11 protein-coding genes are annotated in these 13,299 nt (G+C 68.0%); 6 read left to right on the forward strand and 5 right to left on the reverse strand.

What is annotated here, in order from left to right:
- Window positions 1-59: 59 nt before the first annotated feature.
- Window positions 60-983 carry a LysR family transcriptional regulator gene (locus tag ACJMKZ_RS02125; protein WP_405231544.1) on the reverse strand — a complete coding sequence of 308 codons (924 nt, stop codon included), beginning with the start codon at window positions 981-983 and terminating at the stop codon, window positions 60-62.
- Window positions 984-1,072: 89 nt separating this feature from the next.
- Between ACJMKZ_RS02125 and ACJMKZ_RS02130 the strand changes: the two genes are divergently transcribed.
- A complete protein-coding gene (locus tag ACJMKZ_RS02130; RefSeq protein ID WP_405231545.1) occupies window positions 1,073-1,534 on the forward strand; it encodes a tetratricopeptide repeat protein in 462 nt (153 codons plus the stop codon).
- 107 nt (window positions 1,535-1,641) lie between these two features.
- On the opposite strand, the gene ACJMKZ_RS02135 is transcribed toward ACJMKZ_RS02130, so the two are convergent.
- Both ACJMKZ_RS02135 and ACJMKZ_RS02140 read right to left on the reverse strand, forming a co-directional pair.
- Entirely contained in the window at window positions 1,642-3,816 is a 2,175-nt protein-coding gene (locus tag ACJMKZ_RS02135; RefSeq protein WP_405231546.1) for a M3 family metallopeptidase, read from the reverse strand.
- Between the two features lie 67 nt (window positions 3,817-3,883).
- A complete protein-coding gene (locus tag ACJMKZ_RS02140; protein ID WP_405231547.1) occupies window positions 3,884-4,591 on the reverse strand; it encodes an alanyl-tRNA editing protein in 708 nt (235 codons plus the stop codon).
- A 359-nt stretch (window positions 4,592-4,950) separates the two neighbouring features.
- Between ACJMKZ_RS02140 and ACJMKZ_RS02145 the strand changes: the two genes are divergently transcribed.
- Complete coding sequence (locus tag ACJMKZ_RS02145) at window positions 4,951-7,182, forward strand: TonB-dependent receptor (protein ID WP_405231548.1); 2,232 nt, start codon at window positions 4,951-4,953, stop codon at window positions 7,180-7,182.
- 75 nt (window positions 7,183-7,257) lie between these two features.
- Window positions 7,258-7,929 carry a cupin domain-containing protein gene (locus tag ACJMKZ_RS02150; RefSeq protein WP_405231549.1) on the forward strand — a complete coding sequence of 224 codons (672 nt, stop codon included), beginning with the start codon at window positions 7,258-7,260 and terminating at the stop codon, window positions 7,927-7,929.
- A 43-nt stretch (window positions 7,930-7,972) separates the two neighbouring features.
- Here ACJMKZ_RS02150 and ACJMKZ_RS02155 read toward each other — a convergent pair whose 3' ends face one another.
- A complete protein-coding gene (locus ACJMKZ_RS02155; RefSeq protein WP_405231550.1) occupies window positions 7,973-9,178 on the reverse strand; it encodes a GGDEF domain-containing protein in 1,206 nt (401 codons plus the stop codon).
- Between the two features lie 278 nt (window positions 9,179-9,456).
- Between ACJMKZ_RS02155 and ACJMKZ_RS02160 the strand changes: the two genes are divergently transcribed.
- Together ACJMKZ_RS02160 and ACJMKZ_RS02165 are read left to right on the forward strand one after the other, a co-directional pair.
- Entirely contained in the window at window positions 9,457-10,713 is a 1,257-nt protein-coding gene (locus ACJMKZ_RS02160; RefSeq protein WP_405231551.1) for a parallel beta-helix domain-containing protein, read from the forward strand.
- The gene (locus ACJMKZ_RS02165) at window positions 10,710-11,876 is read left to right on the forward strand and encodes an SO2930 family diheme c-type cytochrome (protein ID WP_405231552.1); all 1,167 of its coding nucleotides are present in this window, start codon (window positions 10,710-10,712) and stop codon (window positions 11,874-11,876) included. The genes ACJMKZ_RS02160 and ACJMKZ_RS02165 overlap by 4 nt, the downstream gene beginning before the upstream one ends.
- 12 nt (window positions 11,877-11,888) lie before the next feature.
- On the opposite strand, the gene ACJMKZ_RS02170 is transcribed toward ACJMKZ_RS02165, so the two are convergent.
- Window positions 11,889-12,683, reverse strand: coding sequence for an ABC transporter ATP-binding protein (locus ACJMKZ_RS02170; protein ID WP_405231553.1), 795 nt, complete (start codon window positions 12,681-12,683; stop codon window positions 11,889-11,891).
- A gap of 148 nt (window positions 12,684-12,831) precedes the next feature.
- Here ACJMKZ_RS02170 and ACJMKZ_RS02175 point away from each other — a divergent pair, with 148 nt between their 5' ends.
- Window positions 12,832-13,278 carry a hypothetical protein gene (locus tag ACJMKZ_RS02175; protein WP_405231554.1) on the forward strand — a complete coding sequence of 149 codons (447 nt, stop codon included), beginning with the start codon at window positions 12,832-12,834 and terminating at the stop codon, window positions 13,276-13,278.
- Window positions 13,279-13,299: the final 21 nt, after the last annotated feature.

A 13,299-nucleotide genomic window follows, 5' to 3' on the forward strand; every position in this document is an offset into this window, starting at 1 on the left:
CCGTCCTGGCTCCAGTCGGCCCGGACGACCCCCGCAGGGCGGCCAGGAAAGAAGGGGTGTCACGCGGCCTTGCCGCTCTCGAACTGCTCCTTGTTCGCCAGCACGCGCTCCGTGAGGAAGTCGGAGACGGCGCGGATGCGGGCGCTGTGGCGCAGCTCCTCGTGGGTGAGCAGCCACATCGGCGCCTCGAACAGGTTCGTGCCGGCCAGCAACGGCACCAGCCCGCCCTGCATGGCGACCCAGCGGTGTGACAGCACGGCGATGCCGTAGCCGGCCCGGGCGGCGGACATCTGCGCCGCCGCGCTGTTGGTGGTGAAGACGAAGCGGCCGGTCGGCAGATGGGCGAGCTCGTCGCCGGGGACGAGGTGTGCCGGGCTGCCGGCTTGCTCGAGGCCGATCAGATCGTGGTGCGCGAGATCGTCGAGCGACTCGAGCGGCGGCGCGTGCTCCAGATAGGAAGGCGCCGCATACAGCCCGAAGCCCACCGTGACGAGCCGCCGCCCGATCAGCTCGGGCTCCTTCGGTTCGCCCAGGCGCAGCGCGATGTCCGCCTCACGGCGCAGCAGGTCCATGGTGCGGCTGTCCACCCGGATGTTGAGCGTGATGTCCGGGTAGCGCCGGCGGAACTCCGTCAGCTCCGGCGGCAGCCATTCGGTGCCCGTCCCCTCGGTGGCGGTGATCACCACCTCGCCGGCGAGCCCTTTCGACTGCAGGTCCACGGCCCGCTCGATGGCAAGCATCTCGCGTTCCATCCGGCGCGCGTTCTCAAGTATGACCCGGCCGGTGTCGGTGAGCTGCATGCGCCGGCCGGTGCGCACGAACAGCGGCACGCCCATGCGCTTCTCCATCGCCGCGAGGCGTCGCCCCAGCGTGGGCTGGGACAGGGACAGGTGCTCGGAGGCGGCCAGCAGGCTGCCGTGTTCGACGATGGCGAGGAAGAGGCGGATGTCGCCCCAGTCCCGGAGGGAGGACAAAGTATTCATAGATGAATAGTAATTATATTTTTTCTTTATCGCTATGCGTATGCGCAATCCGTACTGTGTCCCCACGGTTCATCGAGAGGGAGACACCCATGAGCATCACAACGCAACTGGCCGCACTGGCATTAACGCTGACCGGCGTCTTCGGCGCTATGGACGCAGAGGCGGCGGGACTCGAGCTGCAGACCACGCCGGAATTCGTGCAGCGCGCCGAGGTGGCGCTGGCGAACGGCAATACGGAGCGGGCGGTCGGGCTGATCGCGCCGCGCATCGATCGCCTGCGTGGTGAGTATGCGCGCAGCCGCGCCTACGGGACACTGTGCAACGCACACCTGCGGCAGAAGGACTACGACCTGGCGGGCGACGCCTGCCGGCTCGCGGCCGCGAACCGCTACGCGACCTGGAGCGACTTCAACAACCTGGGTGCCTGGTACTACCTGACCGGCGACCTGGATGCCGCCCGTCGGCAGTTCGAGAAGGCCGCGGACCTGGCGCCCGGCCGCGAGGCGATCGCCATGAACATCGAGGCGACGCTGGCCGCTTCCGGCCGCTGAAGGCCGAGGCGACACACCCCCTGTGCGGTCCGGCCTCCCTCGGGCCGCATTGACGCCCGCCCCAGGGCGCCCTGCAGCCGGGCCGGTGACGGCCCGGCTTTTTTTTCCTACGGCGCCAGCGGCCGCTCCGGAAGCAGCCCCCGCCGCTCGAGCAATGGCTCGATGACCGGGTCGCGCCCGCGGAAGGCCCGGAACAGTTCGAGCCCAGGCCTCGTGCCGCCCTTCGACAGGATTTCCTCCCGGAAGGCCGTGGCCGTCTCGCGGTCGAACAGCCCCTGTTCGCGGAACGCCTGGAAGATGTCGGCATCCATGACCTCGGACCAGAGATAACTGTAGTAGCCGGCGGAATAGCTGCTGGAGAAGATGTGCCGGAAGTAGGTGCTGCGGTAGCGGGGGATGATGTCGTCGATCAGCCCGATGCGCTCCATCTCCGCGCGCTCGAACTGCTCGGGCACGACCTCCGCGCCGGGCTCCAGCATGTGGTAGGCCATGTCGAGATAAGACGCCGCCATGTACTCGACGGTGCGGAAGCCCTGGTTGAACTTCGCCGTCGCCTGGATCTTCCGTATCAGCTCGTCCGGCAGCGGCTCGCCCGTCTCGTAGTGACGGAAGGTCTTCAGCATCTCCGGTTCGCCGAGCCAGTTCTCCATCACCTGCGAGGGCAGTTCCACGAAGTCGCGCGCCGTGCTGGTTCCGGCCAGCGACGGATAGCGCACCTCAGAAAGCATGCCGTGCAGTGCGTGACCGAACTCGTGCAGGAGGGTCTCGGCCTCGGAGTAGCGGAGCAGGGCGGGCTGGCCCGGCGCGGGCGCCGGGAAGTTGAAGTTGTTGGTCACCACCGGCGTCACGAATCCGTCCATGTCCGACTGCTGGCGCAGCGCATTCATCCAGGCGCCGCCGCGCTTGCTCTCCCGGGCGAACCAGTCCATGTAGAGGATGGCGAGATGGGAGCCGTCCGCATCGAAGACCTCGAATACCTGCTGGTCCGGATGCCAGCGGGGCAGGTCCGGACGCTGCTCGAACGTCAGACCGAACAGCCGGCCCGCCAGCTCGAAGGCCGCGCTGCGCACGGCCGAGAACTCGAACCAGGGCCTCAGCGCCTGTTCGTCGAAGTCGTAGCGCTGCTTGCGCAGCTTCTCCGTGTAATAGCGCCAGTCCCAGGGCTCCAGCTCGCCCTCGATGCCGTCGGCGCGCAGCATCGCCGTCAGCGCATCCCGTTCGCGCTTCGCCATGGCCAGCGCGGGCTCCCAGACCTCGTCCAGCAATTCGTAGACGCGCTCCGGCGTCTGCGCCATCCGGTCCACCAGCACCGAGGCGGCGTGATTGTCGAAGCCCAGCAGCCGGGCCCGCTCGGCGCGCAGCGCCACCATCTCGGTGACGATCGCATTGTTGTCGGCCTCGTTGCCCCGGTCGCCGCGCAGGGCGTAGCCCATGAAGATCTGCTTCCGGAGCTCCCTGCTCGGCGAGTACTCCAGGAACGGCTCGATGCTCGGGCGCTGCAGCGTGAATACCCAGCACGCCTCGCAGTCGTGGCCGCGGCGCTCCGCCTCCGCTTCGGCGGAGGCCACCAGGCTGGCCGGCAGCGCGCCGAGATCCGCCCGGTCCGTGATCAGCAGCTCGAACCGGTTCGTCTCCTCCAGCACGTTCTGCTGGAAGTCCTCCTCGAGCACGGCGAGACGGCTGTTGATCTCCCTGAGACGTGCGCGGGATTCGTCGTCCAGTGCGGCGCCTGCCAGCACGAACTCCTTGTGGGTCTCCTCCAGCAGCCGCAGTGCCTCGGCATCCAGTTCGAGGCCTTCCCGGGCCTGCCAGAGGCCGTCGATGCGTTCGAACAGGGCCGGGTTCAGCAGGATGTCGTCGTCGTGGGCCGAGAGTTCCGGGGCGATCGTCTTCGCCGTCTGCCGGATCACTTCGTCCGAATGAGCCGAGTTCACGGCGTAGAAGACCCGCGCCGTGCGTTCCAGGGACGATCCCGCGCGCTCCAGGGCCTCGACGGTGTTCGCGAAGGTCGGCGGCTCGGAATTGGCGACGATGGCCTCGATCTCCGCGCGCTCCCGGCGCATGCCCTCGCGCAGGGCCGGCAGGTAGTGCTCCGCGCGGATGCGCTCGAAGGGCGGCACCCCGTGGGGCGTGTCCCAGTCGGCGAGCAGCGGGTTGCCGACGGCGGGAGGCTCGTCGGTTTCCGCGGGCGGCGCCGTTCCGTCTCCGGTGGCGGTGGGGGAGTCCGGGCCGCAGGCCGCGATCATCAGGGTCGTGAATACGAGCAGACCTCGTGTATACATGTTGCCTCTTCGGTGTCCGTGGATGATGGAAGCCGCCACCCGGCGCGTCCCGGCCGGGTCGCCTCCCTCAGGCGTCCGCGAATACGATGTTCACGCGCCGGTTGTGCCGGCCCTTCTTCTCGATCTTGCTGACACGGATGGGGCCGATCTCGCCGGTACGCCGCACGTGGGTACCGCCGCAGGGCTGCAGGTCGACGTTCGGAATCTCGAGCAGCCGGATGTGCCCGGCGTTCATGGGCGGTGAGACCGACATGGTGCGCACGAGTTCCGGCCGGGCGCGGAGCTCCTCGCCCGTGATCCAGCGGCACCGCACCTCATGATCCTCGACGATGAGGGCGTTCACCGCAGCCGTCACGACCTCCTTGTCCAGCGTCTCCTCCATGTCGAAGTCGAGCCGGCTCTTGGCGGCGCTGATGTTGCCGCCGGTGACGCCGTGGGGGATCACGGCGCCCACCAGGTGCATGCAGGTGTGCATGCGCATGTGGCGGTAGCGCAGCTCCCAGTCGATCACGGCGCGCACCTGCTCGCCGGGGGCAGGCAGTGCGGCGTCCGCGGCCGGGACGTGACGAATGGCACCGGCCTCGCCCTTGCGGGTATCGACGATGCCGACGCGCTCGCCCGCGGCCGTCTCCAGCCGGCCCCGGTCACCGGGCTGGCCGCCGCCGAGGGGATAGAACACGGTGCGGTCCAGCACGATCCCGTCCTCGTCCGCCGCGACGACGGTCGCCAGGCATTCCTGCAGGTAGGCGTCCTGCTCGAACAGTCTTTCGGTCATGAGCTCTCCGGTCCAGTGGCGGGGCCAGCCCCTGCCGGCTGTGGCCCCGGAGCAACAGAATTCGCGTCCGCCCCGGAGCGCTGTGCGGCCTGTCCCACGGGGTGCGCACGGTTCATTGTACATAAACGGAATCTGCCGCTCGCAGGCGATCCGGGCTGGTCGGATATTGCTGGACTCCGCTTGGACGGCAGCGTTCGAATGGGCCGGATTTGTTGCGGTAACCCGACAATTATCTTGACCGCGTCGAGCGGCCGTCGCTATCCTTGATTCGCAGCCGGCGGCCGGCCACGGCCGATTGCCGCGCTGCGCAAGACCGCGCGCCGGCTTCGGCACGTGCAGACATCACAGGGGGAGAAATCGTGAAACACGGAATATCCGGTATCGCCCGGTGGGCGACCGCAGCGTTCGCACTTGCCGGCATGACTGGCGCAGCGACGCTTGCGCACGCCCAGGGGGCACAGGAAGCCTTCGTCGAAGAGATCATCGTCACTGCGACAAAACGTGCCGGTGGTCAGGAGGTCCAGGACGTCCCTGTGGCCGTCACGGCACTCGGTGAAGAACAGATCGACGCGCTCTATCTGCGCGACCTCAAGGCACTGGGCTACGGCATACCCAACGTCCAGCTCGAGGACATCGGCACCACCCGCGGCGTGGCCAACTTCTCGATCCGGGGCCTTGGCATCAACAGCTCCATCCCGTCCATCGATCCCACCGTGGGCGTGTTCGTCGACGGCATGTACTACGGCATCAACGGCGGCGTCGTGTTCGATACCTTCGACCTGCAGGCCGTCGAGGTACTGCGCGGGCCCCAGGGTCTGCTGTTCGGCCGCAACGTGACGGGCGGTGCGGTGCTGATGCAGACCAGCCGGCCCACCGAGGAACTCTCGGTCAAGGTCAAGGGTGCGGTGGAGACCGGCAACAACGTCGTCACGTCCGGCGTGTTCACGGGTCCGCTCAGCCAGTCCGGAAACCTCCTCGGCAAAATCGCCGTCTACCACAACAAGGACGGTGGCTGGCACACCAACGACTTCGACGGCAGTGACTTCGGCGAGGCGGATACCACGCTGATCCGCACCGGGCTGACCTGGCGTGCCACGGATGCGCTGGAGTTCCTGCTGCGGACCGAGAACGGGCGCAGCGAGGGTGACGGCCCGGCGTCCCAGAACAGCGGTCTGTTCAGCCGCGACAGCTTCGACTTCTCCATCGATTATCCGGGTTCCTATAACAACGAGTGGGACCAGGCGATCCTGGAGACGACCCTCGACGTGGCCTTCGGCGACGGTGAGATCGTGAACATCCTGGCGTGGCGCGACTACGAAAGTCTGTCGGCCGGCGACATCGACGCCTCGCCGTTCTTCCTGTTCCACTCCCGCGCGCTGACCCAGCAGGACCAGATCTCCAACGAACTCCGGTACTCGGGTGCGTTCGGTAACTTCTTCGTCACCGGCGGCCTGTACTACCTGACCCAGGACCTGGATTACCGGGAGGAGCGCAACCTCATCTTCGGCACCAATCAGATCGTGGGCGGCGGCATCCAGGAGCAGTCGACCTGGGGCGTGTTCACCCAGGTGGACTGGCAGCTGAGCGAGCGCTGGACCATCAATCTCGGTGCCCGCTACAGCTCGGAGGACAAGGACGTGCAGATCGCGACCCTCGGCCTGCCGACGCCGGGCGGCACGCCCGCCTGCACCATCGAGAACGGCTGCAGCTTCTACAACCTGGTGGACGACGAGAGCTGGGACGCCTTCACGCCGAAGATCGGCTTCCAGTACCGGCCGAACGACGTGACCCAGCTGTACGGCTTCTACACCCGCGGCTTCCGCAGCGGCGGCTACAACCTGCGCAATACGTCGCCCACCGCCTCGCCCGGGCCCTTCGACCAGGAGACCCAGGATTCTTTCGAGGTGGGTGTGAAGACGGACCTGTTCGACGGCCGTGTCCGCATGAATGCCGCGGTGTTCTACAACAAGCTGGAGGACCTGCAGCGCGAGGTGAACCTGCCCGGCGCCGAGGCGGGCGTCATTCAGATCATCGACAACACGGCGGATGCGACCATCCAGGGCTTCGACTTCGAGGCCCGCGCGTTCGTGACCGACAGCCTCACTGCGACGGTCAATGCGGGTTACGTCGATGGCCAGTACGACGAGGTCATCTTCGACATCTCCGGCGATGGTGTCGTGAACGGAGAGGACAAAGAGCTGGATATCCCGCGTCTCGCCCCCTGGTCCTACGGTGCCAGCCTGATCTACGACCGCGACATCGGCAACGGCATGGCGGTGAACGCCCTGGTGAGCTTCAACCACCGGGACCAGGCCCCGTATACGGATAACAACGAGGGCCTGCTGAAGGAGGCCGACATGCTGGATGCCAGCATCTCGCTGTACCTCATGGACCGGGCGCTGAAGCTCTCCGTCTACGGCAAGAACCTGAAGGACGAGGTGACCATCGGCGGCGATACCCAGCTGCCCGATGTCTTCGCGGGCGGCCCGCTGGCCGGTGCAGTCTTCGGCATCACGCCGGGGCCGGGCGCCACCTTCTCGCCGCTGAACAAGGGCCGGATCATCGGTTTCGAGGCCGAATACTCGTTCTGATCCACCGTCCGGCGACTTGCCAAAGGGGGCCCCTGATCGCAGGATCAGGGGCCCTTTTCTTTCCGGAGACTGTGCATGCGAGTCAATGCGGACTTCACGGCACCCGCATTCGAGCGGACCAGCGAGATGGAGTGGGTGCCTTCGCCCACGGCGGGGGTGGAGCGGCGCATGCTCGATCGCGTCGGCGACGAGGTGGCGAGGGCCACCAGCCTGGTGCGCTACGCGCCCGGGAGCCGCTTCCCCGAACACACCCACGGCAGGGGCGAGGAGTTCCTCGTGCTGGAGGGCCTATTCACGGACGAGCACGGCGAATACCCGGCCGGCACCTACGTGCGCAATCCGCCCGGCTCTTCCCACGCGCCCGCCAGTCGGGAGGGTTGCGTGCTGCTGGTGAAGCTGCGCCAGTTCGCCGACGACGACCTGGTGCGTGTGGTGGTCGATACGCACCATGGCGCGTGGCAGGCGACCGGTGTCGAGGGCGTCGAGCGCCTGCCCCTTCATGCCCACGGCAGCGAGCGCGTGGCACTCTACCGCATGGCATCCGGCTGCCGCGTGCCGGAGCACGAGCATCCCGGCGGCGAGGAGGCATTCCTGCTCGAGGGCGGGCTCTCGGACGGCGAGCGGGAATACGTCGCCGGTGACTGGCTGCGACTGCCGCCCGGGAGCGGGCATGCCGTGAGTTCGGACACCGGTGCCGTCTTCTGGGTGAAGACCGGCCACCTGCCGCCGGCGGACGCGACCGGCTGAATCGTCGGCTCGCGGGCTGTCCGGTGGATCCTCTGCCGGTCCGTCAGGCGGCGCCCATGCGGAATGTGCCGGTCTGCATGTCGGGGTCCGGCGCCGCGATCTGCACCTGGTTGCGCCCGCCCGCCTTCGCGGCGTAGAGCGCCTCGTCCGCCATCTGGATCAGTCCCTCCGAGCTGCGGCGGTCGGCGGCGGGCTGGGTCGTGGCGACGCCCACGCTGACGCTCAGTCTGGCCGGCCGGCCATCCACGCGGTGCGGGATGCCGAGCTGCAGGATGCTCACCCGGATGTGCTCGGCGAGTTTCGCGGCGTACTGCTCGGTCGTACCCGTGAGCAGCACGACGAATTCCTCGCCACCGTAGCGGGCCGCCATGTCGGTGGGCCGGCGGACGGCGGCACGCACCATTTTCGCCACCGTGATGAGCGCCCTGTCGCCGGCCTGGTGACCGTACTGGTCGTTGTATTCCTTGAAGTGATCGACGTCGATCAGCAGCAGGCCCAGCCGGACTTCGTCGGCCGACGCCTTCTGCCAGGCGGAGCGGTAGCGCTCGTCGAAAGCGCGTCGGTTGCTCAGGCCGGTGAGCTTGTCCTGCCCGGCGACGCGCTCCATCAGATTGGCCTCCAGGAAGCTCCGGCGCCGGCCGCGTTCCAGCGAGTAGGCGCCGAAGATGCCGATGAAGTTCGTGAACAGGATGTACAGGCCGTTGTACATCAGGTCCACCGTGACGCCCTGCAGCGCCAGGCTGAGACCGACGAAGGTGAAGAGCAGCGTGAGCGCCGTGGCCGTGGCGTAGTAGAAGCCGAGGCCGAGGAAGAAATAGATATAGACCGTGATGGTCATGAAGCCCGAGAAGTAATAAGGCGTGCCGAGGTCGGCCGCCAGCGCGCCGATGGAGAGCGACCCCAGGCCGGCGACGATCGCGGCGATCATGGTGAACAGTTTGATGATGCGTTGAGCGGGCTGCCAGTAGGAGAGCAGCAGGACGCCGAGGACCGCCGGGATGATCACGAACAGCCGGACGGGGTTCGAGATCCGGGCATACTCCGGCGGCATGAAATAGTGGTCCACGGCGATTAGCGCGAACAGCAGGACCAGCCCCAGTCCAAGGCCGGCGCGGGTCTGCAGGAGCGTCATCGACAGGTGATGCCGCTGGTACTCCTCCTCGAGCCGGCGGCCGAAGCGTAACCACCGAAACCCGGACGCCAGTTGCCGGGCGTAGGGGTTGTCGAGTACCGGCGAGTAGTCCGTCACCTGGGTCTCCGCGGCCCCTGGGGCCTCCATATATTATGTAAAGCGCGCCGGATGCGGCAGCGCCCTCGCCGAGGTCGGAGGCGACGGCACAGGCCGCTCCACGCCTGATTGCACCGGAAAAGCAGCCGGATTGCCCGGGTGCAGGTCACAATCCGGCCGATCCGTCGGCCGGCCTGTCCGGCGGCGGTTTCGCCGTCTCCGCACGCCGGTATGGGCCGTCGGGGTTCGCTACAATACGGCGGTCCGCACAGCGTCGACCGCGGAACGGGAGGGGGAGCATGAGTACAAGTCGTCTGTGGATCCTCATCGGTCTCGCCGCACTGGCGGCGGGTTGCGGCCAGCCGCCCGACGGCGGCGGGCCCGGCGAGCCGCCGGATACGGCGTATCAGGATCAGCTGCTGCAGGAACTCATCGAGGCCCGGCCCGGCGACGTCATCGAGATCCCGCCCGGGGTTCATCGCATCACCCGCAGCCTGACCCTGAATACCGACGGCGTCACCATCCGCGGCGCCGGCATGGACCGCTCGGTACTTTCCTTCGCCGGCCAGATCCAGGGCGCGGAGGGCCTGCTGGTGAACGCCAGCGACTTCCGCATTGAAGACGTGGGCATCGAGGACACGGTGGGCGACGCGCTGAAGGTCAACGAGGGCCGCAATATCGTCATCCGGCGTGTGCGTGCCGAATGGACGGGCGGGCCGGATACGGACAACGGCGCCTACGGCCTCTATCCCGTGCAGGTGGAGAACCTGCTGCTGGAGGATTGCGTGGCGATCGGCGCGTCGGACGCGGGCATCTACGTCGGCCAGTCCCGCAACGTGGTGGTGCGCAACAATCGCGCCGAGTTCAACGTGGCCGGCATCGAGATCGAGAACACCATCGGCGCCGACGTCTACGGTAATCTCGCCGCCAACAACACCGGCGGCATCCTCGTCTTCAACATGCCGGACCTGCCGCAGCCCGGCCATTCGACGCGGGTCTACCGCAACCGGGTGATCGCCAACAATACCGGCAATTTCGCGGCCGAGGGCACCGCCGTATCCGGCGTCCCGGCCGGCACCGGGGTGCTGATCAACGCCAACGACCGGGTGGAGATCTTCGACAACGACATCGCGGACAACGACACGGCCAACGTGAGCGTCTCCAGCTATTTCTCGTCCGGCTTCGAGGGCATGATGGAGGTGGCCGACGACTACGACCCCTATCCGGAGACCATCTACATCTACGGCAACCGCTTCTCCGGCGGCGGCGACTCGCCCGATACCCTCGCGCTGAAGACCCTGAAGGTGGCCATGTTCGGGCTCGGCGGCTCGCTGCCGGACATCCTCTGGGACGGCCATGCCAATCCGGAGAAGACAGACGAGACCGGCTCGCTGAAACCGCCTTACGCGATCTGCGTGGACAACGAGCCGGCCGTGGTGCTGAACGCCGATATGGGCAACGGCAGCGAAGACGTGACCACCGACATGACGGGCCACCGCTGCAGCCATGAGAAGTTGCCGGCCGTGGAGCTGGCGCTGGCCGACGCCGAGGCATGAATCCTGCGCGCGCAGTCGCCGCGGGGGTCGCCGCGCGGGCCACGGCAATGGCAATGGCCGTGCTGGCGCTGGCCGCCGGCTGCGGCGAACGGCAGGCGCCCGTCTTCCACGAGACGCCGCCCGAGCGGCTCAGCGAGTGGGGGCTCGTGCTGGCCGAAGGCGGTCGGCTGGTAACGAACGAGCGGGTGCTGCCCTACACCCTGAACACGCCGCTGTTCTCCGATTACGCGCAGAAACTGCGCACGGTGTGGATGCCGGAAGGGCGCTCGGCGCGCTACCGGGAGACCGGCGACTGGGACTTCCCGATGGGCACCGTACTCACCAAGACGTTCTACTATCCGGTCGCGGGGCCGGGCGTGGTCTACGCAGAGGCCGGGGGGCACCTTTTCGACGGCGCCGCGCTGACGCTGGACGCGGTGCGCCTGGTCGAAACCCGCTTGCTCGTGAAACAGGCCGACGGCTGGGAGGCCTACCCCTACGTCTGGAACGAAGCGCAGACGGAGGCGACGCTGCGTCCGGTGGGCGCCATGCTGGCGCTCCGCCTCGTTGCAGCCGACGGGCGCGAGCGGCCGTTCACCTACGTCGTGCCCGATGCCAACCAGTGCGGCGGCTGCCATCGGCCCGACCACACCAGCAAGGAACTCCGGCCCCTCGGGCCGAAGACCCGGCACCTGAACTCCGTCGGCGCGGATGGCGCGGGAGGCCCCGGCGGCCCCGGCGGCAATCAGCTCGCCGCCTGGACGGAGGCCGGCTATCTCACGGGCGCGCCGTCGGGGGCAGAGGCGCCGCGGCTCGCGCGCTGGGACGCCTCCGACGGAGGCGACGTCGCGGCTCGCGCCAGGGCCTACCTGGACGTCAACTGCGGCCATTGCCACAACCCCCGCGGTGCGGCGGACACCTCCGGCCTTTTCCTCGACATCGACACCGCCGACCCCCGGCGGCTCGGCCGCTGCAAGCCGCCCGTCGCGGCCGGGCGCGGCTCGGGCAACCGGCGCTACTCTATCGTGCCCGGAGATCCGGACGCCTCGATACTCGTCTACCGCATGGAGACCGGCGATCCGGCCGCCGCCATGCCCGAACTCGGCCGCGCGCTCGTACACGAGGAGGGCGTGGCCCTGATCCGCGAGTGGATCGCCGGCATGCGCGGCAAGTGCCGGACGTAGCGGGACAGGACACTAGCCGGGCAGCGCGACGAAGTAGCCCTCTGATTCGACCACCCGGACGGCCGTGCCGTAAAGCTCGCTGAGCCGTGCCGCGGTGAGCAGCTCCCGTTTCGGCCCTTTCGCGGCCACTCGCCCGGCCTTCAGCAGTATCACCCGGTCGATCTCGGGGGGGATCTCGTTCACGTGATGGGTGACCAGCACAATGGTCGTGCCCGCCCGGATCAGTGCGCGGATGCGGCCGAGGAAGGAGAACGCCGCCGCGGGATCCAGGCCGGCCGTGGGCTCGTCGAGGATCAGTGCCTCCGGACGATGGACGAGTGCGCGGGCCAGCAGGCAGCGGCGCTGCTGGCCGGTGGAGAGCGAGCGGAAAGGCCGCTCCTCGAGTCCCGTGAGCCCGAGTTCGGCCGTCACTTCCCGGGCGCGCGCGAGGTGCTCCGGGCCCGGCTCGAAGGGAACGCCCGCGAGTCCCTGGCTGCCCGCGAAGCCGGACAGGACGGCGGTCGCGAGTGGCACGCGGTCCATGTAGTCGTGCTGCAGATCATGGGAGACCAGTCCCAGCCGCTTGCGCAGGTCGCTCACCACCTGCAGGCCCTGGCCCAGCACGCGTACTGCGGGGTCGTCCCGCGCCTCCGGGTAGAGCTCGCGGCTGACCAGCTTCAGGAGCGTGGTCTTGCCGGCCCCGTTCGGTCCGAGTATCGCGGTGTGCTGCCCGCACTCGATGACGAGATCCAGGCCGTCGAACACCCGTGTGTCTCCCCGCCAGACGACGGCGTCGCGGATCTCGATCAGGGGCGGTCGCGGCGGCATCGCCGGAGCATGCCCGGCAGGGTGCAGGCGGTCAAACCGTCGCGCAGCGCCGTTGACGCGCCTCCGGGGCCTGCCCGCGAGTGCACGAGTGCAGTATGGTAGCCGTATCCGTATCCGTATCCGTATCCGTATCCGGAGAGGCACCGCCATGACGATCGCCAAGAATCTGCCCGGCTTCCTGCGGCACCAGGGTTTCTGGGACGGGGAGTACCGTCACCTGGACGCGCGGGGCAGGATCGTCGAACGTCACCACTCCACCGTCGAGGTGCGCTTCCCGAAGGACGGCCCGTGGGACTACGTGCAGAAGAACCGCTGGGTATGGCCGGACGGGCGCTCGAAATACGCGGAACTGCCGGGCACCTATCGGGACGGCAGGGTCCACTTCGACAACGACATCCTCACCGGCGTCGCCTGGCAGGGCGCGCCGAATATCGTGCTGCTCACGTGGACCCGTCACGAGAATCCGGGCATGGAGTTGTTCGAGATGATCGTGATCAACGAGTACGACGACCGCCGGTCGCGCACGTGGCACTGGCTGGAAGAGGGGGTCTGCGTGCGCAGGACGCTGATAGACGAGATCAAGGTCGGCCCGTAGTCCGTCCGCCGAACACAGGGA

It is taken from the genome of Lentisalinibacter salinarum (assembly GCF_040706555.1).
GTDB classification, from domain to species: Bacteria; Pseudomonadota; Gammaproteobacteria; order Steroidobacterales; family Woeseiaceae; genus Lentisalinibacter; species Lentisalinibacter salinarum.